The sequence below is a fragment of the Mesorhizobium sp. BAC0120 genome (assembly GCF_033542235.1).
GTDB lineage: Bacteria > Pseudomonadota > Alphaproteobacteria > Rhizobiales > Rhizobiaceae > JAWRCU01.
Map to the genome: position 1 here is coordinate 662,074 of NZ_JAWRCU010000003.1, position 22,648 is coordinate 684,721.

The 22,648-nt window shown below is 64.4% G+C and carries 22 protein-coding genes, 1 tRNA gene and 1 pseudogene; 12 read left to right on the forward strand and 12 right to left on the reverse strand.

The window, feature by feature from the left end; translation table 11 throughout:
* Nucleotides 1-94 precede the first annotated feature (94 nt).
* Both SAZ10_RS10055 and ppa read left to right on the forward strand, forming a co-directional pair.
* Nucleotides 95-601: a GNAT family N-acetyltransferase gene (locus SAZ10_RS10055; protein ID WP_318609061.1), complete on the forward strand. Its 507-nt coding sequence runs from the start codon at nt 95-97 to the stop codon at nt 599-601.
* Between the two features lie 175 nt (nt 602-776).
* Nucleotides 777-1,307 (forward strand): inorganic diphosphatase, encoded by a 531-nt coding sequence (gene ppa / locus SAZ10_RS10060; protein WP_318609062.1) that lies wholly within the window; start codon nt 777-779, stop codon nt 1,305-1,307.
* A gap of 55 nt (nt 1,308-1,362) precedes the next feature.
* Here the strand turns inward: ppa and SAZ10_RS10065 are convergent, their stop codons facing one another.
* From SAZ10_RS10065 to SAZ10_RS10075, 3 genes are all read right to left on the reverse strand, one after another.
* Nucleotides 1,363-1,953, reverse strand: coding sequence for a hypothetical protein (locus SAZ10_RS10065; RefSeq protein ID WP_318609063.1), 591 nt, complete (start codon nt 1,951-1,953; stop codon nt 1,363-1,365).
* Nucleotides 1,954-2,128: 175 nt separating this feature from the next.
* Entirely contained in the window at nt 2,129-2,443 is a 315-nt protein-coding gene (locus tag SAZ10_RS10070) for a DUF167 family protein (RefSeq protein ID WP_318609064.1), read from the reverse strand.
* A 6-nt stretch (nt 2,444-2,449) separates the two neighbouring features.
* Nucleotides 2,450-2,740, reverse strand: coding sequence for a YggT family protein (locus SAZ10_RS10075; RefSeq protein ID WP_318609065.1), 291 nt, complete (start codon nt 2,738-2,740; stop codon nt 2,450-2,452).
* A gap of 158 nt (nt 2,741-2,898) precedes the next feature.
* Between SAZ10_RS10075 and SAZ10_RS10080 the strand changes: the two genes are divergently transcribed.
* From SAZ10_RS10080 to SAZ10_RS10095, 4 genes are all read left to right on the forward strand, one after another.
* A tRNA-Ala gene (locus tag SAZ10_RS10080) sits at nt 2,899-2,974 on the forward strand.
* 123 nt (nt 2,975-3,097) lie between these two features.
* Entirely contained in the window at nt 3,098-3,514 is a 417-nt protein-coding gene (locus SAZ10_RS10085) for an AprI/Inh family metalloprotease inhibitor (RefSeq protein WP_318609066.1), read from the forward strand.
* Nucleotides 3,515-3,676: 162 nt separating this feature from the next.
* Entirely contained in the window at nt 3,677-4,918 is a 1,242-nt protein-coding gene (locus SAZ10_RS10090) for an MFS transporter (protein WP_318609067.1), read from the forward strand.
* A 365-nt stretch (nt 4,919-5,283) separates the two neighbouring features.
* Complete coding sequence (locus SAZ10_RS10095; protein WP_318609068.1) at nt 5,284-6,252, forward strand: HPP family protein; 969 nt, start codon at nt 5,284-5,286, stop codon at nt 6,250-6,252.
* Here SAZ10_RS10095 and SAZ10_RS10100 read toward each other — a convergent pair.
* The 7 genes from SAZ10_RS10100 to hemC form a co-directional block, all read right to left on the reverse strand.
* On the reverse strand, nt 6,249-7,178 hold the full coding sequence (locus SAZ10_RS10100; protein ID WP_318609069.1) for an adenylate/guanylate cyclase domain-containing protein: 930 nt from the start codon (nt 7,176-7,178) through the stop codon (nt 6,249-6,251). The two genes, SAZ10_RS10095 and SAZ10_RS10100, sit on opposite strands and share 4 nt — an antisense overlap.
* A 96-nt stretch (nt 7,179-7,274) precedes the next feature.
* On the reverse strand, nt 7,275-8,045 hold the full coding sequence (locus SAZ10_RS10105; protein WP_318609070.1) for a glutamine amidotransferase: 771 nt from the start codon (nt 8,043-8,045) through the stop codon (nt 7,275-7,277).
* Complete coding sequence (locus tag SAZ10_RS10110; protein ID WP_318609139.1) at nt 8,023-8,511, reverse strand: TerB family tellurite resistance protein; 489 nt, start codon at nt 8,509-8,511, stop codon at nt 8,023-8,025. Before SAZ10_RS10110 ends, SAZ10_RS10105 begins: the two co-directional genes overlap by 23 nt.
* 61 nt (nt 8,512-8,572) lie before the next feature.
* Entirely contained in the window at nt 8,573-10,180 is a 1,608-nt protein-coding gene (locus SAZ10_RS10115) for a heme biosynthesis protein HemY (RefSeq protein ID WP_318609071.1), read from the reverse strand.
* A 16-nt stretch (nt 10,181-10,196) separates the two neighbouring features.
* The gene (locus SAZ10_RS10120; protein ID WP_318609072.1) at nt 10,197-11,789 is read right to left on the reverse strand and encodes a phage tail protein; all 1,593 of its coding nucleotides are present in this window, start codon (nt 11,787-11,789) and stop codon (nt 10,197-10,199) included.
* A gap of 66 nt (nt 11,790-11,855) precedes the next feature.
* On the reverse strand, nt 11,856-12,602 hold the full coding sequence (locus tag SAZ10_RS10125; protein ID WP_318609073.1) for a uroporphyrinogen-III synthase: 747 nt from the start codon (nt 12,600-12,602) through the stop codon (nt 11,856-11,858).
* Entirely contained in the window at nt 12,599-13,528 is a 930-nt protein-coding gene (hemC, locus tag SAZ10_RS10130; protein ID WP_318609074.1) for a hydroxymethylbilane synthase, read from the reverse strand. The genes SAZ10_RS10125 and hemC overlap by 4 nt, the downstream gene beginning before the upstream one ends.
* Before the next feature lie 257 nt (nt 13,529-13,785).
* Here hemC and tsaD point away from each other — a divergent pair, with 257 nt between their 5' ends.
* From tsaD to SAZ10_RS10155, 5 genes are all read left to right on the forward strand, one after another.
* On the forward strand, nt 13,786-14,868 hold the full coding sequence (gene tsaD / locus SAZ10_RS10135; RefSeq protein WP_318609140.1) for a tRNA (adenosine(37)-N6)-threonylcarbamoyltransferase complex transferase subunit TsaD: 1,083 nt from the start codon (nt 13,786-13,788) through the stop codon (nt 14,866-14,868).
* Entirely contained in the window at nt 14,865-15,851 is a 987-nt protein-coding gene (locus SAZ10_RS10140; protein ID WP_318609075.1) for an NAD(P)H-dependent glycerol-3-phosphate dehydrogenase, read from the forward strand. The genes tsaD and SAZ10_RS10140 overlap by 4 nt, the downstream gene beginning before the upstream one ends.
* Nucleotides 15,852-15,882: 31 nt before the next feature.
* Nucleotides 15,883-16,179: a YciI-like protein gene (locus SAZ10_RS10145; protein WP_318609076.1), complete on the forward strand. Its 297-nt coding sequence runs from the start codon at nt 15,883-15,885 to the stop codon at nt 16,177-16,179.
* 13 nt (nt 16,180-16,192) lie between these two features.
* Complete coding sequence (locus SAZ10_RS10150; RefSeq protein WP_318609077.1) at nt 16,193-16,618, forward strand: EVE domain-containing protein; 426 nt, start codon at nt 16,193-16,195, stop codon at nt 16,616-16,618.
* 107 nt (nt 16,619-16,725) lie between these two features.
* Nucleotides 16,726-17,397: a methyltransferase gene (locus SAZ10_RS10155; protein ID WP_318609078.1), complete on the forward strand. Its 672-nt coding sequence runs from the start codon at nt 16,726-16,728 to the stop codon at nt 17,395-17,397.
* A 224-nt stretch (nt 17,398-17,621) separates the two neighbouring features.
* On the opposite strand, the gene SAZ10_RS10160 is transcribed toward SAZ10_RS10155, so the two are convergent.
* On the reverse strand, nt 17,622-18,809 hold the full coding sequence (locus SAZ10_RS10160) for a Xaa-Pro peptidase family protein (RefSeq protein ID WP_318609079.1): 1,188 nt from the start codon (nt 18,807-18,809) through the stop codon (nt 17,622-17,624).
* A gap of 272 nt (nt 18,810-19,081) precedes the next feature.
* Between SAZ10_RS10160 and SAZ10_RS10165 the strand changes: the two are divergent.
* Nucleotides 19,082-19,958, forward strand: a pseudogene (locus tag SAZ10_RS10165) (AraC family transcriptional regulator).
* 118 nt (nt 19,959-20,076) lie between these two features.
* Here SAZ10_RS10165 and SAZ10_RS10170 read toward each other — a convergent pair.
* Nucleotides 20,077-22,575, reverse strand: coding sequence for a putative bifunctional diguanylate cyclase/phosphodiesterase (locus tag SAZ10_RS10170; protein WP_318609080.1), 2,499 nt, complete (start codon nt 22,573-22,575; stop codon nt 20,077-20,079).
* Nucleotides 22,576-22,648 lie beyond the last annotated feature (73 nt).

The following is a 22,648-nucleotide window of genomic DNA, read 5'->3' on the forward strand; positions in this document are numbered from 1 at the left end:
TAGGCTTGTCGGTGGCAGCAGTCTGTGCGCAATCGCCGCGCCTGAGGCAGCTGCTATTGGCACGCCGGACCGCTGCCGCTATGGTTAATGAACTATGACCATACTTGCCGTTGATATCCGCAGGGCTGACCAGAGTGATGCGATCGCGATCTCGGAAGTGCATCACGACGCATGGCAATACGCTTATACCGGCATCATTCCCTATCGCGCGCTGAACGCGATGATCAACCGCCGCGGCGCCCAGTGGTGGGCCAATGCGATTCGCCGTGCGGCGACGGTGCTCGTCATCGAGGTCGGCGGCAAGATCGCCGGCTATGCCACGATCGGCCGCAACCGCGCTCGTGAATTGAAGCAGGAAGGCGAGATCTACGAACTCTATCTGCGGCCCGAGTGCCAGGGAATCGGGCTCGGCACTCGCTTGTTTACGGAAGCGCGCGGCCGGCTCAAGGCGCATGGCCTGCGCGGGCTCGTGGTCTGGGCGCTCGAAGAGAACACGAACGCAATCTCCTTCTATGCCGGTGCCGGCGGCCGCGACATCGCGGAGGGGGTCGAGGTCTTCGACCAGAAGGCATTGCGCAAGGTTGCCTTCGTCTGGGACTGATCCCTCCGCACTGCGATTATCTCTTGTTCTACGCATCGGATTTTCCGAAAACCGCTTCTCACTTTTCGGTCCGATGCGCTAAATCAGCACGCTCTCACATTGGTCGGCATGGCGGGTTGCCTGGCGCCGGCTGGAAAGCTATTCGCTCGCCCTACAAAACGAGAGGGCCAGTTGCATGCGAATCGACGCGATTGAGATCGGCAAGAATCCGCCGGAAGACGTGAACGTCATCATCGAAGTCCCGGTCGGGGGCGAGCCCATCAAATACGAGCTCGACAAGAAGGCTGGCACGCTGATCGTCGACCGCTTCCTTTATACGTCGATGCGCTACCCCGGCAATTACGGCTTCGTGCCACATACGCTTTCAGGCGACGGCGACCCGATCGATGTGCTGGTCTGCAACACGCGCGCGCTCGTGCCCGGCTGCGTGATCAATGTGCGGCCGATCGGCGTGCTGATCATGGAAGACAATGCCGGCGAGGACGAGAAGGTGATCGCCGTACCGTCGCCGCACCTCACCAAGCGCTATGAGAAAGTGCTCAACTACACGGACCTGCCGGCGATCACGCTCGAGCAGGTCACCCATTTCTTCGAGCACTACAAGGATCTGGAGCCCGGCAAATGGGTGAAGATCGGCGGCTGGCACGATGCGGACTATGCCAGGAACATGATTCGCGAGGCGATCGAACGCGCGAAGAAGGGATAAGGGTAGGAGCAGGGGGCAGCTTACTGTCCTCGGACTCTCCGCCCGGCAATTCTCATCAATTCTCCTGACGCAGGAATGCCGGCATGGGCTCGCCAACCAGGACGCGCTCATCGCCGCCGCACTGGAAGCCGCGTGCCTGCTCGTCGGCGATTTTGCGCGCCGTGTCGTTGGCCTGAGGATTGCCGGTTGCAAGCACGAGACCTACGGCGCAGCCGTCCTGTTCCTCGACCTGGCCTACCTTGGCGACGACGAGCACCTCCGTCTTCTTGTCCGGATTGTCTGGGTCATCGCTGACCGACCAGCGATGGATGGTGGCGAAAGGAATTGTTCGGTCGCCGTTCTTGGCGATGCGCCATTCGACCTTTGGTCCGCTGGAATTGAAGGCGGAGAAGCTCTCCCACGCGCGTTTGCCCGCTTTCGGGAAACCGTAATAGACCGTCTCCCGCGCATCATCCGCATAGATGAGGACCGGATAGCCGCCATAGCCATTGCAGACGAAGTCGGTGAACATGCCGTCGCCTTCGTCGGAATCTGCGATCGTGCAGTCCTTCTCGACGTTGATTTCGGTGTAAACGCTGGTGACCTCTTCGGCGCCCGCGGCGTGCACCAGGCCCAAAAACATCAGCCCTGTCATCAAAACGCGCATCGTGGCCTCCCTCCGAATTTCGGAGGAGACTAGCCGGTTATTTTAATGGAACCTAGAGCATCGGACCGAACCGAAGGACCGCGTCAGCGAAAAGTGCCTAGCGGTTTTCGGTCGAATTCGATGCTTAAACAAAGAGATAGAGCGGCGTGGCGGTTCAATTTAAACGCACCCCGCTCTAGCCGGCGAGCTCGCGAAGCCGCGCAGCGATCGTCTCCGGATCGCCCGAAATCCGCAGCGTCTTCAATCGCTGCGTTGCGCCGGCGCTGACGCTGACCGTCGAGCGCGGCACTTCAAGCCACCCGGCGACAAGCCTTTCCAAGGCGTCGTTCGCCTTGCCTTTATCGGGAAGAGCGCGCACGCGTGCGGCCAGATGCTCGCGACCGTCGGCGGCCGTCTCGACGCTCCCGATCTCGTCCTTCGCGGCACGTGGAGTGAGGCGCACGAACAGCTCGACGCCGTTCCTGGCAAGCCGGAAATGCCCACCAGGCATAGCCGTTCAGAGGACCGCCGGCGCCAGGGTGGTGAGGATGAATTGGCGCACAAAGAAGATGATCAGCAGCAGGATGATGGGCGAAATGTCGATGCCGCCGAGATCGGGCAGCACGCGACGGATCGGCCTCAGCGCTGGCTCGGTGACCCGGTACAGGAAGTCGCCGACCATCCCGACCACCTGGTTGCGCGAATTCACGACGTTGAACGCATAGAGCCAGGAGAAGATCGCTGCCGCGATCAACAGCCACCAATAGATGTCCAGCGCAAGCACGATGGTCTGGATGAGCGCAAGCATGAGGGTCTCCTTCGGTCCGGCGACATGTACCCATTGAGCACGAAGCGGGCAAGCCTGCGGCGCCAGCAGCCTTCGGCACTGTGCCACCCGCTGCAAGGGTCTTCGCTTCGCTTGACAGGGACCGGCGGCGAACACTAAATGCCCGCCATCCGCTGAACGGGGCTGTAGCTCAGCTGGGAGAGCGCATCGTTCGCAATGATGAGGTCAGGGGTTCGATCCCCCTCAGCTCCACCAGCGGGATTTTCCAAAAGCCAGCCTGCAACGTGCCCGGTGCCCTGCTCCGATATGAGCTTCGGCCCTTTACAACCTAGCCTGCATCGCTAGGTTGCGCGCGCACCATTGCCTGGTGGTAAGATCATGATTGCCCGCGCTCTCTTCGGCCTCCTGCTGGCGGCCCCACTCGCGATGCCTTTATCGGCTCTCGCGCAGGACGATCTCGTCCCGATGGATACGACGGGCGTCGATCCCGACTTGCTGAAGGACATGTATGGGCCCTGGGTGATCGTCGACGAATCCGGCGACAAGAGCTGCAACGTGGTGCTGCAGGACGAGCCTACGATCGGCGGTTCGGTCATCGATGTCGATCCGGCCTGCGCTAAGGTCTTCCCGATCATGGATGAGATTACCGCCTGGCGGCTGATGCAGGGCTGGGGCATCGACCTTGTCGATGCGACGCGCAAGACGCGTGTGCGCTTCACAACCCCGGATGACGCATATGTCGCCTACCCGGAGGTTGACGGCATCTCCACGATCCTGCAGCCGGTAAGGGAGTAGATTTCAGGCGCGTTCGGCGTCGAATGGATAATGATTTTCTCACCCAACGCGGGTTTTTCGAACGCATCGCGCCGCCAAATCGGCTAAGAACCTGCCGACCGGACCAGCGCCCACCGTGGGAGTGCCCCGCCGGCCAGCGCCATTCCAACGGGGCACCCAATCATGACCGCCGATATCGAGGCCACATCCCAGAACCACTACGCCGCGTTCCGCCATGGCGCGTTCCTGCGCTTCTGGGCGGCGCGGTTCCTGACGACCTTCGCGGCGCAGATCGTCTCCGTTGCGGTGGGTTGGCAGGTTTATGACCTCACCCGCAGTCCGTTCGATCTGGGCCTGGTCGGCGTGATCCAGTTCATCCCTTCGCTTCTTCTGGTGCTGGTGACTGGGGCCGTCTCCGACCGCTTCGGACGGCGGCTGATCATGGGGCTCGCCTCCTTCCTCGAGGCGCTCTGCGCTCTGGCGCTTTTCGCGCTTGCTTTCCGCGGCCTTTCCGGGCCGCTGCCGATCTTCGTCGTGCTCGTCGTTTTCGGCACGGCCCGCGCCTTCTTCGGGCCGGCGTCGTCCTCGCTCGTCGCCAATCTCGTGCCGGCCAAGGACTTTGCGAATGCAGTGGCCTGGAATTCCTCGGCCTGGCAGACCGCGACGATCGTCGGCCCTGTCGCGGGCGGCCTGCTCTACGGTGTGGCTGCAGGGGCCGCGTATGGGGCCGCCGCGCTTCTGATGCTGATCGCCGGGCTGCTCGTTCTGTCGATCCCGAAGCCCGAACAGCGCACCGCGACTGAGAAACCGACGCTGGACACGCTGTTCGCAGGCTTCGGCTATATCCGGCGAGAGAAAGTCGTGCTCGGCGCGATCTCGCTGGATCTCTTTGCCGTGCTGCTCTCGGGCGCCACGGCGCTGCTGCCGGTCTATGCTCGCGACATCCTCGAGCTCGGCCCTTGGGGGCTCGGCATGCTTCGCGCCGCGCCCAGCGTCGGCGCGATCTTCGTGGCGCTGTGGCTCGCCCGACGCCCGATCCGCGACCATGCCGGGCTGATGATGCTCATCGCCGTCGTCGTGTGGGGCTCGCTCACCACCGTCTTCGGGGTCTCGACATTCCCGTGGCTGTCGATTGCGATGCTAGCCTTGATGGGTGCGGCCGACATGGTGAGCGTCTATGTCCGCGAGACTCTGATCCAGCTGTGGACGCCGGATGAGCTGCGCGGGCGGGTCAATGCCGTGAACCAGGTTTTCGTGGGCGCCTCCAACGAGGTCGGCGAATTCCGCGCCGGCATGATGGCTGCCGGGATCGGCACGATGCCGGCCGTCGTGTTCGGCGGCGTCGGCGCGGTGGCTGTCGCGGGGCTCTGGGCTTGGCTTTTCCCTGAGCTCCGCAAGGTCCGTCACCTGAACAGCAGGGCGTGACCGATTTCCAGCGGTCGATCACGACGGTAAGGGGAGGCGCCGGCTGGCCCGGCGCAGCCATGCTTGGCGGGAAAAACTTTCCAATAGGGTCGCGGAAAAAGAACCGAGCGAGCCTTTCTTCGCCGGTTGTTTCATTTCAGAAGCGTCGTTCTTCATTGTTCCTTTGAGCCTCCGCAACCATCTTGTCCAAGCGACCAAAACCTCACGGAGCGATACCGTCTCGGTGGATCGACCGGTTATTCGTCCCGATCCTTGCCGGAGCAACGCTGCGTGAGAGGCTTGTCGCCTGCTTCGGGGCATTGCTCGGAATCGGGTTCACCGCTCTTGTCTGCCGATATCTGTTTGGCAACGATTCCCATCTGCCGATGATTGTTGCACCGATGGGAGCCTCGGCGGTGCTGGTGTTTGCGATCCCCGCAAGTCCGCTTGCCCAGCCCTGGCCGGTAATCGGCGGCAACGCCATTTCCGCTCTGGTTGGCGTGATGGTTGCCAAGCTTGTCGGAGAGCCCTTGCTCGCTGCCGCGCTTGCGGTTTCGCTGGCAATAGCCGCGATGTCGTTCACGCGATCGCTGCATCCGCCAGGCGGCGCGGCCGCACTGACGGCCGTGATCGGAGGCCAGTCGGTTGCGAGCCTTGGGTTTTTGTTCCCGTTCGCGCCTGTGGCGCTCAACGCTGCGGTCCTGGTCGCAATGGGAATCGGCTTCCACAATCTTGCCCGGCGTCAATATCCGCATTTCGCCGCGCCGGCGCCGGTCAACACGCATCTCACCGCCGATGTGCCGTCGCAGTTGCGGGTGGGCTTTCGGGAGGCGGATGTTGACGCCGCGCTTTCGACGCTTGGCGAAACCTTCGATATCGATCGAGGCGATCTCGACCGACTGCTGCGTGAGGTTGCGTTCCAGGCGGGGATTCGAAGTCGCGGACCACTCCTCTGTTCAGACGTCATGTCGAGGGATGTCGTTTCGGTGAGCAAGGACGCGCAAACCACCGAAGCCCGAGCTCTGCTGCTTCGCCACAATATCAGGACCTTGCCGGTGGTGGATGAAGCAGGCCGGCTGGCGGGGATTGTAGGGTTGCGCGACCTGGCGCTGGCTGACTTGAGCATCGAACGCTCGATAGCGCCGGCGGCCGAGGCCTTCCCTCAGGATGAGGCGCTTGCCCTCCTGCCGGTGCTGACCGATGGCCGCACTCATGCCGTCGTTATTGTTGACGCCGGGCGGAAGGTTCTGGGCCTGGTCACGCAGACCGATTTGCTGGCGGCCGTGGCAGGAATGCCCGCCATCACAGACGCGTCCGTCGGGGCCGTGCCGCCGAGAATGGCAATGAATGGCTAGGCCGTCGACCCACCCCACATGTGTGGCGCGAAGACCTCGATCGGCTCGGCGATGCCCTTCACGGGATGACGGCCGCATGACTGGAAACGGCGGCCGCCTTGCTCCCAGCCTTCGACGAAGGCGGCGCTGACCAGCACCGGCTGATCGACCGTGCGCGTCAACGTCTCGACGCGGAACACGAAATTGACGGCGTCGCCAAGCGCCGTGCTGATCCCCTTCCCCATCGGGCCGAGCGCGACGGTCCCGACATGCAGTCCGATGCGACAATCGAGCGCGATGCCATGCCTCGCTTTGAGGAGGATGCGCGTCGGCGAGCCCGGCTCGACCTCGACCTTGCGCATATCCTCCGCGGCGACGAGGGCCTTCGCGCGCGTTTCCACGTCGATGCCATGCCAGTAGGCGAACACACAGTCGCCGATGAATTTGTCGATCGAGGCTCCATGCCGCCTCAGGATCAACTGGCAGTCCGCGTACCATTCGCGCAGCAGAGACGCAACTTGTTCCGGGCTCAGCTCCCTGCCGATACGGGTGAAGTCGCGCAGGTCGGCGACGAGCAAGGTGACGGCCTGGCTGGCAAGTGGACCCTGCCGCGGGATGGAAATCTCGGTCCGCTCGATTGCGGGAGGCTCGGAAGCCGGCACCCTGCCGCTCTGCAGAAAGACCAGCACCGAGCTGCCGAGCTGCAGGCGGTCGCCATGGCGCAGCACGCGCGGCGCGGTGAGCGCCATATCGTTGACGAAGCTGCCGTTGACACTGCCGAGATCGACCAGCCAGTAGTCGAGGTTCTCGCGTCTGATGGTAGCGTGCTGGCGCGAGATGCCGGCGTCGCTAAGGCGAAGGGTCACGCCCTCACCGCGCCCGATCAGTGTGAAATCGTCGAGCGTATGCACTTCCCCACTCGCCAGATCCCTGAGGAACGCGGGCACCTTGATAAACCTCTCCGTTGCAGGTCACGCCTCCGCTGCGCGCCTGTCCACTGCTGCCGCCCTCATTATGAGTTGCCGCAACGGTATCCGTCCAGATCATGATTCGGCGAGTTGCCGGGTCGAAAGACGCTTCGCCGGCTTTCCGAAGATCAGGTCGAGGAACTCGACCAGCCAGCGCTTGAGATGCATGTCCCAGATCAGGCGGCCTCCCAGATGATCGCGGCCGGGCTGTGCGCCGGGCAGCTCGAAGCGGTGCGATCCGTGCACTACCCAGCGATGCATCATCAGCGCGGTCAGCTCTGCATGGAACTGGATGCCGAACGCGTTCTCGCCATAGCGAAAGGCTTGGTTGGGATAGGTTTCGGCTGTCGCGAGCAGCGTCGCACCGGAGGGCAGGGAGAAGCCTTCGCGATGGAATTGGTAGACCATTTCCGGCCAGTGCATCAGCGCCTTGCCTTCCTCCGTGGCGTCGAGCGGATACCAGCCGATCTCGACTAGCCCGTCGCCATGGCCCTCCACCTTGCCGCCGAGGTGATTGGCGAGCATCTGCGCGCCGAGGCAGATGCCGAGGAAAGGCCGATTCTCTCTGAGCGGCACGGCGAGCCACTCGGTTTCGCGCTTGACGAACTCGTCCTTGTCATTGGCGCTCATCGGTCCGCCGAAGATGACCGCGCCGGCATGGTCGGCCAGCGTTTCGGGCAATAAGTCGCCGAGCGGCGGCCGCCTGATGTCGAGTTCAAAGCCGGACTCGATGAGGAGATGACCGACGCGGCCGGGGCTCGACCGCTCCTGATGCAAGACAACCAGGATTTTCGGTCGGGCGAGCGTCTTCACCGCGCCTTCCTCATTCGTTGACACCGGGGCCATCGGCGGCGCCGGCGATGCTAGCCTTGATGTGCTGGCGCGCCGCGATGCGGTCGCGGCTGTCGACGCCGATCAGCTCGGCGATCCGCCAGACCGTGTTGTCCTCGAGCTCGTCCGCGCGGCCGTCAGCATAGGCCATGGTCCACAACAGCCCGATGAACTGCAGGCGCTGGTCGGCATCGAGATGGCGCTTCAGGACGCGCGTGAAGGCATAGAGGTCGATCGCTTCGCGGTCGGCTTCCTCGCCAGCGGCGATCAGCGCATCGAGCTCCCCGCCTGTGACCGAATAGGCCTCCGACAGGACAGAGCGCAGCTTCGCCTTCTCGACGTCCTGCAGCACGCCGTCGGCATTGACGACATGGAACATCAGTGCCGCCGCTGCGACGCGCGGATCCTCGGCCGATGGAAGGCGGCGACTGCTCCCTGCCTCGGGAAGGTTCTTCAGGAAAGAGATCAGGCGATCGAGCATCGGCCAGGTCCGGTATCGGCTCGTTGCAGCTTTCATGTGTGTCATATTGGTTTTTCGCCTGTCAGAACAACCGGAAACGCCGTCCTTCGTGGCTTTCCGCCCCCTTGCGGTCGACGCCGGGGTCGTCCGGCTGGTGTGGCGTGCTGTCCTCGTTGTCCGCCGCCTCATGCTGCACATTGGTCTTCACAGCATTCGGGGCGGGCTGAGGTGCCGGATTTGCACCCGGCTCGAGCGGTTTCTCTTCAGCGGGAGCGGACGGCTCGACCTTCAGCTCCGCGGCGTCCAGCACAACGGCAGTCTCGGCGTCGCTCTCCTCAGCGATACCCACCGGCAGCAGCGCGTTCCGAGCCAGGTCATCGTCCTGCTCGATCAGCGTACCGAGCCGCTCCACAGGCGCACGCCACTCGAATGCGTCGAGCCTGCCGGTGACCGGAGAGATCGGTGCCCATTTGTCTGAGACGATGCCGTCTGCAACCCAGGCCGGGTCGCGCGGGGCACGCACGGCACGGGAGAGGTACTGCCGGATGCGGCCCTGATCGCCGCTCTCAGCCTCCTCTATGTCGGCAAGCAGCAAATAAGCCGCCTCGCGCGGCGCCATGCGGATCGCCGATTCCGCCTCGCTGCGCGCCAGCCTGGTGTCGCCGGCTTCGAGCGCGGCACGCGCCACAAGCAATGAGGACTCGGCATTGTTCTGGCGCATCGACTGCAGCTTCTTGGCACGCGCCAGCCGATCGCCGGGCGCATCGGCCGGGCGCGCATGCACGTAAAGTGCGCCGACATCGGGATGCGGGTCGGAGCGCCACGCCGTTTCGAGGATCTTGGAGGCTTTGCGAAGGTCGTTCTGCTTGAGCAGCGCTTTGGCCGCGACGATCGCCCCCGGCGCAAAGCCCGGCAAAAGCTTGTCGGCTTCGAGCGCCGCTGCGCGGGCCGCGTTGGCGTCTGTGTCGAACAGCGCCTGTGCCTTGGCCGTGAGCAGCACGGCACGGCGCCGGTTTGCGGCCTCCCGCTCGATCTGCCGTGTCGACTTCTGGCTGTCGACGAGCTTCAGCGCGCCATCCCAATCGCCTGCGGCGACGCGCTCCTCGATGGTCGCATTAGCCGCCCAGGCGAGATGTGGCGCGATTTCGGCCGCGCGTCCTGCATAGTGGCGCGCCGCCGCCCGATCGCCGAGACGCTCTGCCTCCAGATGGAGCCCACGCAGGCCGAGCAGCCGCATCTCTGGGTCGTCCAGCATCGCCTCGAACTTGTTGCGCGCCGCTTCATGGTCGCCTTCGAGCAGCGAAGACTGGGCGTCGAGAAGCTGGATCAGCGGCTCGGTCTCGGAGCGGATAAGCTTTGCCGCTTCCTTGTTCATCTTTCGAGCGAGCACGCCATCGCCCGCTCCGGCAGCGACCATGCCCGTCGACAGCGCCTGATAGCCGCGGTCGCGGCGGCGCACGCGGAAATAGCGCGAGATCGTGTAAGGGCTGGTCCACACCGCCTTCAGCAACCACCAGACAATCATTGCGGCGGCAATGGCGGCGACGGCGATCGTCGCCGCGACCATCAGGGAGACCTGGTATTGGTAACCCTGGAACGTAACGACAATGTCGCCGGGCCGGTCGGCAAGCCAGGCGAAGCCCAGATCGAGCACGAAGACGACGATTAGAAAGAGGAGAATACGGATCATTCTGCCCGGCTCGCTCTCACGCGGACTTCATCGCGTCGGCGAGCGCCTTGGCGACCAGTTCTTCTGCGGCGACACGCGCCTTGATTCGTTCGGCAAAAGCCTGGCCTGCGGCCTTCGACGCGTCGGGCAGGGAGTCGTATTCCGAGAGCGCTTTGGCGAGGTCGCCGCCCTTCAGCGCGACTTCCATGCGCGCCACCCTGGCCGCCACCGTGTCGCCTTCCACGGGGCCGATCGGGCGCACTTTGACCAGCGATTTCGCGCTCGCGACCAGCCTGTCCCAGAAGCCGGCATTTTCGGGTGGCGTCTCCGACGCGACAATCATGGCGTTCCCTGCCTGGTCCATGCCGGATAAGAGGTCGTCACGGCTTTCAACCCCCTTGGCTGCAGCCTCCCGCAGCGCCGGCAGCTCCGGCGAGCCGGGGGCGATGGCCGCGAAGGTCTCGACCTCAGACGTGAACGGCCCGCCGCGCTCGATCGCCGATTTCAGTGCCGCACCGGCGATAATGAGCGCGACCTTGGGCTGCGCCGCCTGTCGGGATACCTGATCGGACAGGCTGGTCAGCTGGCCGGATAGGTTGGTGACGCTCTGCTCAATTGCCGCCAGCCGGCTTTCGCCGGCCTTGGCCGTGTTTGTGGCCGAAGCGAGCGCCGTCTCGACTGCCGCGATCTTCTGGTTGATGGCATCGATCGTCTGCTGCGTGACGCCGGACCGGGCCTCGCCGAGCGCGGCGACGGAGGATTGCAGCTCGGCTATCTTGCGGCTCAGCGCCTCGACCGCAGCGCCGTCGCCTGCCGAACCTTGCGCGCCAGCGCTCTTCAGCTGCGTGATGTCGGCCTTCACCTGATCGAGCGAGGAAGAAAGCGCAGTCACGCCGTTGGACAGATCCGTCACCGAGCGGCCGACATTGGCCGTATCGCCGGACCCGGTTTTGACAGCATCCACCTCTTGTCTGAGCGTCGCCATCTCAGACTTGAGCGCTGCGACATCCTGGCTCTCCCCGGCCGGTGCCGCAGCGCTGCCGTCCGGCGAAGGCAGCAAGCCGGCAAGCTGCAGCCCGCCGGCAGCAAGCAGCGCTATGACGCCGCCGACGACGCCTGCCGCGATGGCCGGCAGGACGGTCCTTCTCTGCGGCGGCTGCGGAGCCCTGATCGGCTCCTCTCCACCGCCGACGCGCGTCGAAGCGGATGGCGGAGGCGTGCCGGGATCGCGGCCGAAGGCATGGCTGACACGTTCCTCCGCGGGCGGCGCATCCGCCGCTTCAGGTTCGGGCGGCCATTCGGAGCCGATGAAACTGGCGTTTTCCTCAAGGGGCGGCTGACCGGTGCGGCCGGAAGCGGCCGCACCTCCCTCCTCGTCTGTTCCAGCCGCAGCTTCGGCCGGCGTCGGCGCTTCATTTGTAGCCGACTGACCGACGGCTGATTCGGCTTTTCCTTCCGCCTCGTATACGGACGATTCGGTCGAGGTCGTATGTGCCGCAAGGTCGTCCGTTCCTGGCGCAAAATCCGTCCGTTTCGGCTCTTCGATGCGCGAGACCTCATCCGGGCCAAGCTCGATCGTCATCGGCTCCTTGCGCGATTTCGAGTGCCGTATGTTCGGCGGCTTTACCATGAGGAGCTCCGCTGGTCGTTTTCGAAACTATCGATAGCCGGGCGCTGCCGCAACTTCGCGACGGCGTCAGGCGTGATTGCCGCTAAAAGAGGCCGGCTCGTGGCCTGCCCGAAAAAGAAGAGTGAACATCGCGTCTTCGTCAGGTGAACTGGCCGAGCTCACCCTGCCGGGAGCGACGGCCCTGAGCCTTTCCGCGACGCGTTCCGAAATCGCGATGAATGCCGTGTCTCGGAAAACGGTTCCGAGACGGGGTTCGACAAGACCGGCAAGCGCCTTGGCGGCATTCGACGAATATGCCAGCGCGGCGTCTATCGGAGCTCTGTCGAGCGCAGCGAGTTCCCGTCGCGACGGCTTGCGGGAATGTGCGAGATAGGTCTCGATCGGCACGACACGCACACCTTCTCGGTCCAGCTCGGCCTCGAGCACGTTACGGCGGATGCGGCCGCAGAGATATGCGACCGAGGCCGGCGCCCTGACGCCGAGCATGATGTCGCGAGCCATGTCTTCCGCCGAGCCCTGGCCGCAGCGTATGTCGACGAAACCTGCTTCGCGCGCGGCTGCGGCAGTTTCCACGCCGACCGCGAAGAATGGCTTTTCCAAGAGCAGCCGGATGAGCCCGGGATAGGCGTGCCGCAACGCATTGGCGCTGGATGCGGCCACGGCATCGAACTCCTCGGTCGGTCGGCTTTGGCGAAGCGGCGCGACCTTGGTGAGCGGAAGGACGACGGGCTCGCAGCCTGCCGCACTGAGCCGCTCCGCCGTGCGGGCGGCGCCAGGCTCCGGCCGGGTCACCAGCACGCGAGCGCCCATCATGTCCAGCCTTCGAAAAAGCCCGGCCCGGCTTTAGCGCGCGCCTCGTCCCCGGCCGCTGCCCCGATTGCAGCCGCGTCGGCGGCGTGTCCTTCCTTGCGGACCGAATGCGCCTCGCGCCCGTCCGGCCTCAGAATCGTGCCGGAAAAGGAAAGTCGCCCGCCCTCTACCTGCGCATAACCTGCGATCGGCGTGCGGCATGAGCCATCCAGCGCGCCCAGGAAGGCCCGCTCGCAGGCCAGCGCCGCGGCCGTGTCGGCGTGGTTGAGCGGCGCGACGATCTCACCGATCCGGTTGTCGCCAACGCGCGTCTCGATGCAAATCGCTGCCTGGCCCGGCGCGGGCGGGAATTCCTCGACCGACATCAGGTCGGAGACGATGTGGCCGAGCGACAGCCGCTTCAGCCCTGCATACGCAAGCAGTGTCCCGTCCACTTCGCCGCTTTCGAGCTTCCTCAGCCTAGTGTGCACATTGCCGCGGAACAGCACGACCTTGAGGTCCGGGCGCATGTAGAGGAGCAGCGCCTGACGTCGCAGCGACGAAGAGCCGATCGTGGCGCCATTCGGCAGGTCGGCGATGCGCCTGGCAGTACGGCCGATGAAGGCATCGCGCGGATCCTCCCGCGGCAGGAAGGCAGATAGCTCCAGCCCGTCCGGCAGTTTCGTCGGCATGTCCTTGGAGGAATGCACTGCAAGGTCGATGCGGCCGGAGATAAGCGCCTCTTCGAGTTCCTTGGTGAACAGGCCCTTGCCGCCTGCCGTCGACAACGGCTTGTCCTGGATGCGGTCGCCACTGGTGGAGATGGCCTCGATCGCGAAAGCCTCCTCCGGCAGGCCGTGTGCAGCCATCAGGCGAGCCCGCGCCTCGGACGCCTGGGCAAGCGCCAGCGCGCTGCCCCTGGTACCGATCCTGATGACGCTTGTTTGCATCGCGCTCTGTCCGTGTTAACCCGCGCGCTGGTGTCCCGATTCTGAAATTCGCCTGGGTTGGATATAGGGCGCTGAGCGAATTTCAGAATTGGGACACTAGCCACCAATTCTAGTCCCGGTGTCGTTTTGATTTCGAAGTTCGCTCGGAGCCCGATACCAAAGCCAGGCGAACTTCGAAATTAAAGCGACACTGGCAAGCGGATTCCTCCTAATGGGGAAACGCGGGTCCGGCAATGATGGATCGGGCGCGGCAAATGATCAGGGTGCTCGGCATCGAGACGAGTTGCGACGAGACGGCGGCCTCGGTCGTCGCGCTCGATGACGGTCGTCCGCAGATCCTTTCCAACGTGGTGCTGAGCCAGATCGAAGATCATGCAGCCTTTGGGGGCGTGGTGCCGGAGATCGCCGCGCGGGCCCATGTCGAGGCGCTGGACGGGATCGTGGAGGCTGCACTCTCCGAGGCCGGCATTGCCCTTGAGGAAATCGACGCCGTCGCCGCGACCGGTGGGCCCGGGCTGGTCGGTGGCCTGATTGTCGGGTTGATGACCGCGAAGGCGCTCGCCGCGGCCGCCGGCAAGCCTCTGCAGGCAATCAACCATCTCGAAGGGCACGCACTGACCGCGCGTCTGACCGACGGCATCGACTTCCCCTATCTGCTGCTGCTGGTTTCCGGCGGACATACGCAGATCGTGCTGGTGCGCGGTGTCGACCGGTACGAGCGCTGGGCCACCACGATCGACGATGCTTTGGGCGAAGCCTTCGACAAGACGGCCAAGCTGATCGGCTTGCCCTATCCTGGCGGGCCGAATGTCGAGAAGGAGGCGAAGAAGGGTGATGCGAACCGCTTCGTTTTCCCACGGCCCATGAAAGGCGAGGCGCGGCCGGACTTCTCCTTCTCCGGCCTGAAGACGGCGGTGCGCCAGGCTGCGACCGCCATTGCGCCACTCGGCGAGCAGGATATCGCCGATATCTGCGCCTCCTTCCAGGCAGCGATAGCCGAGACGCTGGAGGAACGTGTCGGCCGAAGCCTCGTGCGCTTCCATGGGGAGTTCCCGGATGTGGCCCGGCCGTCGCTGGTCGTGGCCGGTGGCGTTGCTGCCAATGCGGCGGTCCGCGCGACGCTGGAGCAGCTCTGTGCCCGACATGGGTTCGCCTTCATCGCGCCGCCGCTCAACCTGTGCACCGACAATGCGGCAATGATCGCCTGGGCGGCTATCGAACATATCAGCGCCGGGCTCGCCGAGCCCGACGCCATGCATTTTTCGCCCCGCTCGCGTTGGCCGCTCGACGAGGCCGCGGCTCCGCTGGTCGGCTCGGGCCGGCGCGGAGCCAAGGCATGACTGGAAACCGCATCACCGTTCTGGGCGGCGGCGCCTGGGGCACGGCGCTCGCGCTCGTGGCGCGCCGAGCGGGCCATGAGGTGCTGCTATGGGCCCGCGATGCAGCGAGCGTGGAGGCGATCCGCAACGGCCGCGAGAACGCACGCTACCTGCCCGGCATCAGGATCGACCCCGGAATACTGGCAACGGACGATCCCGGCGAGGCGCTGGATGGCGCGGATCACGTGCTTGCCGCAGTGCCGGCGCAGCATCTGCGCGATGTGCTTACACGTGTTGCCAGTCAGGTTATGGAGAACGCGACGCTCATTCTATGTGCCAAGGGCATAGAGCGCTCGACCGGCAAGCTTTTGTCCGCGGTCGTCGAAGAGGTGCTGCCGGGCCGCCGGATCGCGGCCCTGTCCGGGCCGAGCTTCGCGACCGATGTCGCCAAGGGATTGCCGACGGCCGTGGTGGTTGCTGCTCCCGGCGAGGAACGCGCAGCGGAGCTCGCCCGGCTACTCTCGGCCGAACACTTCCGCTGCTATTCGACGGATGATCTCACCGGCGTCGAGGTCGGCGGCGCGCTGAAGAATGTACTGGCGATCGCCGCCGGCACCGTGATCGGAGCCAGTCTCGGAGCCAGCGCACAGGCTGCGATGGTGACGCGCGGCTTCGTCGAGCTGCGCCGCCTGGCGGCGAGCTTCGGTGCGCGGCCGGAGACGATCATGGGTCTTTCCGGCCTCGGTGACCTGCTGCTCACCTGCAGCACGCCGCAGTCCCGCAACTTTTCCTATGGGCTGGCTCTCGGTCGCGGGGATTCGCTCGCTGACCTGCCGCTCGCAGAGGGCGTTGCGACGGCTTCGATCGCTGCGCGGATCGCCGCGGAGCGCGGTATCGACGCGCCGATCATCAACGCCGTCGACCGCCTGCTCGCCGGCGAGCTCAGGGTCGGCGAGGCGGTATCGGAGTTGATGGCGCGGCCATTGCGCAGCGAAGAAGATTAGCTGGCTAAATCAAAATGGGAGACTTCCAAAAATGCTTTTCGCTTTCACGGGTAAGGACAAGCCGGGTGCATTGCAGGTCCGGATCGACACCCGACCCGCGCATGTCGCGTTTCTGGAGAAACTCAATGCCGAAGGCACGCTGAAAATTGCCGGTCCGTTCCTGGATGAAGAGGGCAAGCCGTCCGGCAGCCTCGTTGTGATCGAGGCGGCTGACAAAAAGGCGGCAGAGGCGATCCTCGGAGAAGACCCTTACGCCAAGGCGGGCCTCTTCGCCTCGACTGAAATCCGGCAATGGAACTGGACCTTCAACAAGCCCGAAGGCATTTGAGCGGGAGGAATGGATGCATTACTGGCTGTTCAAGTCGGAGCCGGATTCCTTCTCCTGGGAGATGCTCAAGAAGAAGGGCAGGGCCGGCCAGGAATGGGACGGCGTGCGCAACTACACGGCGCGCAACAACATGCGCGCCATGAAGGTTGGCGACCTCGGCTTCTTCTATCATTCGAACGAGGGGCTCAACATCGTCGGCATTGTCGAGGTCAGCAAGCCAGCGCATCCCGATTCGACGACGGACGATCCGCGCTGGGAATGCGTCGACATCCGCGCGGTGAGGGACGTTCCGACCCCGCCCACGCTTAATGAAATAAAGTCCAATCCGAAGCTCTCCGAAATGGCGCTGGTGAAGCTCAGCCGACTTTCAGTACAGCCGGTCACGCTGGCCGAATGGAAGGAAGTCTGCCGCATGGGCGGCGTCGATCCGGCGCCGTGAGAAAGCATTGCCGAGCGGCGGGCAGGATCTGACACTGGCGCATCGGGCCGCAAAGTGCGCGGCGGGTTTCGGACTATTCCGATGCGTAAATAAAGAGATAGAGCAGGATGAATGACTGCAATGGAAGTCATCCTGCTCTAGCGGGGGCGGAGGCCTTCATTCGCGCCAACACCGCGCTGATTGCCCCGCCGCACGTGCCGGAGATCGTGCTTCATCTCGCCGACGAGGTGCATGAACTGTGGCTGAAAACCGAGGAGGAACTTGCCGAACTCGGCCTGCCGCCGCCGTTCTGGGCCTTCGCCTGGGCCGGCGGACAAGGGTTGGCGCGCTACGTCCTCGACAATCCCGGGATCGTTCACGGCCGGCGGACCCTCGACTTCGCCTGCGGCTCCGGCTTGGTCGGCATCGCAGCCGCGAAAGCTGGGGCAGGGCCGGTGGTTGCCGCCGACCTCGACCCGTTCTGCCGCGCCGCGGTCTCGCTCAATGCCACGGCGAATGCCGTTTCGCTCGAGTTCCTGCTCGATGATCTGATCGATAGCGACCATGGCTGGGATGTCGTGCTTGCCGGGGATGTCTTCTACGACCGCCCCCTCGCACTGCGGCTCATACCGTGGTTCGAGAAGCTGGCTGAGCGCGGCGCGACCGTCCTCGTCGGCGACCCCGGCCGCCACTATTTGCCCAAGCAGCGGCTCGAAGAGATCGCCGTCTACCAGGTTCCGGTGACCCGGGTCCTAGAGGATGCCGAAGTGAAGCGCACCACGGTTTGGCGGTTTGCTTAACGCGCCAGGGAAATTGCAGGTGGTGGCGCGACGCTGACGACCCCCTCCCCCTTGTGGGGAGGGATTCAGGGTGGGGGTACGACGCGCGCCAATCCAAGCCGGAGAGGCCTCCTGCTTCCGCTAACCTTGCGGTGTAATAGCGAGGCACCCCCACCCTGAATCCCTCCCCACAAGGGGGAGGGGGCATCGGCGTCGTGCCTTCCACATGCGCTTGCGTCGCCGCCTCACCTTCCACCCACATTCCACCCGCGCCCGCGATCGCCGAGCAGCTCGTGACCGGTTGCGTTGATGGCGACCGTGTCTTCCAGCTTTATGAAGCCGCGTGTCGGATGGAGCATCGTCGTCTCGACCGAGAGCACCATGCCGGGTTCGAGCGGCCGCGCCGCGTCGACGCCTTCATAGGCCACCGGGTGATCGGTCATCAGGAACGGCATCTCATGCGTGATCAGGCCCATTCCATGCGCGAAGAAGTCCGTATGCGCCGCGTTCTTTATTCCCTTCAGCGCCTTCTGTCCCTGCGCGATCATGTCGGCCCCGAGCGTGCCGGGGTTGCATTTGGAGAAGGCCGCCTGCTGCACCGTCTCGATCTCGGCGAGGACGTCCTGAAGCTCCGCATCCGGCTCGCCGAGCACGCCCATGCGGCAGAGATCGCCGATATAGCCGCGATAGTTGCCGCCTGAATCGAGCGACAGTACCTCGCCCTTGCCCCAGCGTTGCCCCGAGACGGCGCGGTTGTGGCTGGAGCCGATGGTGATCAGGCAATATTCGAACTGCAGCCCGCGCTTCGTTTCCTCCTGGCGCAACCGCTCGACGATCTCGCCTTTCGATGCGCCCTCGTCCATGCCGGAGAAGACTGCGAGCATGGAATCGGTGATCAGCTCCGAGGCCGTGCGGAGCTTGTCGATCTCCTGCGGCGTCTTGATGGCGCGGATGCGCTCGAGAGCGCCGGTGGCGGGGACGAATGTCGCGTCGGGCAATGCATCGTTGAGCGCCTGCCAGGCGTCGACCGACAGGAATGACGGCTCGTAGCCGATCCGCGCCCTCTCTTTGCCGATCTTCTTCAGATGTTGAGCCGCGGCGTTTGCGGCATCCACCGTTCCCCAGGCGACCGCTTGCACCGACGGTGTCCAGAAGGGATTCACCTGGTGCTCGCCGCCCTCCATGCGGTTGCCGACATAGCAAGCCCGCTCGGGCGCACCCTTCTCATAGATCAGCACCGGCAGGTAGCGGCTATGGCCGATCGCATCCATCGCCGAGAAGAAGATGAACTTATAACCGCCGAGCAGATATTGGACGTTGTGCTTGGAGCTGGCCAGGAGCACGTCGAGCCCGGCCTCGTCCATGATTCTGTCGACGCGCGCCTGATCGAACGGAATGGTTGAACTGGTCGCGTCGCGCGGGGCAATATTCATGATGATTTCCTCCCTCAGTGCCGGACGGCCGCCTCAGCTGGAACTGGCGCTCCGGTCATGAACTGGTAGGACCAGAATGCACTCTTTTGGCCCCTGAGGTCTAGGCCGTAGGCGAAGCTACAGTCTGCAAACGCCCCCTTTCGCCGTTCATCGATAGACCGGCGTGCCCGTAAACGGTGCTTGGCGATGTTCTGCGAGCCGTGACAAAACCGCAAGATCGGTCGAGCGCGTCATGTCTGCGTGCGCTTTGCTGATGCTGCCACGGAGGACAAATGAAGGCGGCGCTTCAAAACTACCATGCCCGGATGCAGCGAGTGCTGGATCATATAGATCGGCATCTGGACGAGGATCTGGACCTGGACGCGCTGAGCAGCGTCGCAGCCTACTCGAAATATCATTTCCACCGGCAGTTCACGGCGACCTTTGGGCTGTCCGTGCATCGCTATATCCAGCTCGCCCGCCTGAAGCGCGCTTCATACTGTCTAGCCTACAGGGATGCCCAAAGCGTCACGGACATAGCGATGGATGCCGGTTACGATGCACTGGACGGCTTCGCCCGGGCTTTTCGGCAACGGTTTGGGCAGTCGCCTTCCTCGTTCCGGAAGTCTCCCGACTGGGAGCCGTGGCTTGCGGCCTTCGGGCCCCTCGACAACGCAAGGAGCAAGCTCATGAAGACGACATTTACACCTGACGAAGTGACGATTCGCGAAGTGCCCCCCACGCCGGTGGCGATCTTGGAGCATCGAGGCGACCCGGCGGCCCTCGGCACCACCATCCAGCGCTTCATCGCGTGGCGCAAGGCCGCTGGCTTGCACCCCAAGACAAGTCCGACCTTCAATGTCTGGCATTCCGAGCGGCGTCCTGCATCGCCTGCCGACTATAGCGTGGACCTTTGTGTCGCGACTGACCGACCGATCGAGGGCAACACAGATCAAAGCCGGCGAGATCCCTGGCGGACGCTGCGCGGTGCTGCGGGTCGTTGGCAACACCGACAATCTGGAGCCTGCCGCGCTCTACCTTTATCGCGACTGGCTTCCGGCCAGCGGCGAGGAAGCACGCGACTTCCCGATCTATTGCCGGCGCCTGAGCTTCTTCCCGGAGGTGCCGGAGCATGAGGCGGTCGCGGAACTGTTCTTGCCGCTGAAATAGCGCCCTCGGAGCGCGGCCTGTCCGTTGCGTTGCAAGAAATGGACAGGCCGCTATACCCAACCTCGGTCGTTATGTGTTCAGGGCCTAGCGCAATTCGGCGGGCTGGCATGGCGCCGGCTCAGGCAACGCGGGCAATGTCGTCGAAGAATGCGCCGATCACCTGTGCCACATTCTCCTGCGCAACCGGCGGGCTGAACAGGAAACCTTGCAGCTCGCCGCATTTCTCGGCACGCAGCATCTCGAGCTGCGAGACGGTTTCCACGCCTTCGGCCGTGGTGTCGATGCCCAGGCTGGAGCCGAGCCCTATGATGGCGCGGACGATGGCAAGCGATTCCGCGCTCTCGCCTATCTCGCGCACGAAGGAACGGTCGATCTTCAGCCGGCCGAAGGGGAATTGCCTGAGATAGCTTAGGCTCGAATAGCCCGTCCCGAAATCGTCGAGCGCGATGCGCACGCCGCGAGCACGCAACCGGTTGAGCGTTGCGAGGTTTGCGGCGCTGTCGACCAGCAGCACCGATTCGGTGATCTCGACCTCGAGGCGTTGCGCGTCGAGACTGCTGCGTGCCAGTGCCAGATCGACCGTCTCGACCAGCTCCCCCTTGCGGAACTGCACCGGCGATACATTGACCGCCAGCACCAGTTCGCCTGGCCAGGCGGCCGCCTGCCGGCAAGCTTCGATCAACACCCACCGGCCAAGCTCGTCGAGCATGCCGATTTCCTCGGCAATCGGAATGAACTCGGCCGGCGAAACCATTCCGCGCCGCGGATTGCGCCATCTGAGCAGCGCCTCGAAGCCGCGCAGCTTGCCGGTCTTGACCGACAGGAAGGGCTGATAGTGAAGCTCGAATTCCCGCTCGATCACCGCGTTGCGCAGCTCCATCTCGAGGCTGCGGCGCTCGCGCTGCTCAAGGTCCATTTCGGGCGCGAAGAACAGAAAGGCGCCCTTGGCAGATTGCTTGACGCGATAGAGCGCGAGGTCTGCGCATTTGAGCAGGTCGTCGGTATCGACGGCATCGTCTGGCGCGAGTGCCGCCCCGACGCTCGCGCCGACGGCGACCTCGGCCCCGTCGATCCTGCGGATCGCAGCGATATCCTGCTTTATGCGCAAGGCGAGCCCTTCGATTTCATCGCGCGCCTTCAGGTTCGGCACGAGAATCGCGAATTCGTCGCCGCCGAGCCTCGCGATCACATCGCTCTTGCGCGCGTGCTTCCTCAGCCTGCCGGTTACCTCGACAAGCAGCGCGTCGCCGGCGGCATGGCCCAGAGTGTCGTTGACCGCCTTGAAGTCGTCGAGGTCGATGAGAATCACGCCGAAGCGGTGATCGCCTTGCTCGAGCCGGCCCGCCGCCCGTTCCAGCTCGCGCGTGAAAACGGTGCGGTTTGCAACGCCGGTCAGCGGATCGTGGTGGGCGAGATAGGTGACATGCGCCTCGGCGCGCTTGCGTTCGGTAATGTCGACGATGGTCGACAGCGTCGCCGGCTTGCCGTCGATCAATATCTCGCTCGTATATTCGATGACGTCGATCTCCCGGCCGTCGGCGGTGCGATGACGCCACACCGCTTCGCGCCCTGCCTCGCTGCCCTGCTCGGCAGCACTCTCGACGCGGATCTCCGAAAGGAGGCGGCTCAGGAATTCCTTGCGGCCATAGCCGTATAGATGCAATGCCGCCTCGTTGACGTTGAGAAAGCCTGCGGCGTCACGGCTACGCACGAACATCGGCGCCGGATTCTCGTCGAACAGCGAGCGGAACAGCGTTTCTCGCGCCGTGAGCTCGCGTATATCTGTCAAAGTGACTGCCAGGATGCCGTCGGTGATATCCACGCCGACCTGCAATGCGACCCTGTTCTCTCCCAGCTTGTAGGCGAGCTCGAAGCTCGGGATCCGGCCGCTGGACGGGGTGCCGAGCAGCGCCTCTGGGATCTCCTGGACGCCGATTTGAGACAAAGCGTCCGAGAACAACGTGTATTGCAGCTTCTCGGCGGTAGCGCCGAGGAAGCCCGCCGCCGCCTCGTTGATGCTCAGTATGTAGAAGTCGTGCCTGCCCTGCCCGCGGTCGATCGGGCTGAGCCCGATGATCCCCTCCTGAGTGGAGTTGATGAGCAGCCTCGCCAGGTTGACCTGACTCTTTCGCGGGCGCAGGAACAGAAGGAAATATTCGCCCTGCCAGCGACATGACAGCGGCAGCGCGACGATCTCGATGGTGGAAACCTTGCCCTCGATGAGCCACCGGCAGAGGCTGAGCTGCGGCTCGCCGGCAGCGCGCGCCTGGTCGATCGCCGAGCCGATCGCCAGGCTGAAGGCGTAGGGCAGGGTGTCGAGATAATGGGAGGGCTGCGCCAAGCCGACGATTGCAAGAAAGCGCTGGCCCGCCCTGAGCAGGAACGGCGGCTTGCCGCCCTCGCACCGGACCACGGCGATCTCGTCCGCGCATCGGCCGATGCTGCCGAGCGCGAGTTCCTCATAGGGCGGTAGGGCATCTCCGATGCGCGCGGCCTGCCAGCGGCGCAGGATGAGGCGGACGTCGTCGAATTCCGTCCTTGCGGCGATTGCCGGCAGGTCGTGTGCCGTGGTTGCTTCGAGGCTGTGGGAGACAGTGGACTTCAGGGCGGCTGGCATGCTTTTACGTCCGTCCTTCGGCAAAGGCGGCCGACGCCGGCCGCTCGAACCGGCACGCCGGACGATGCGACCC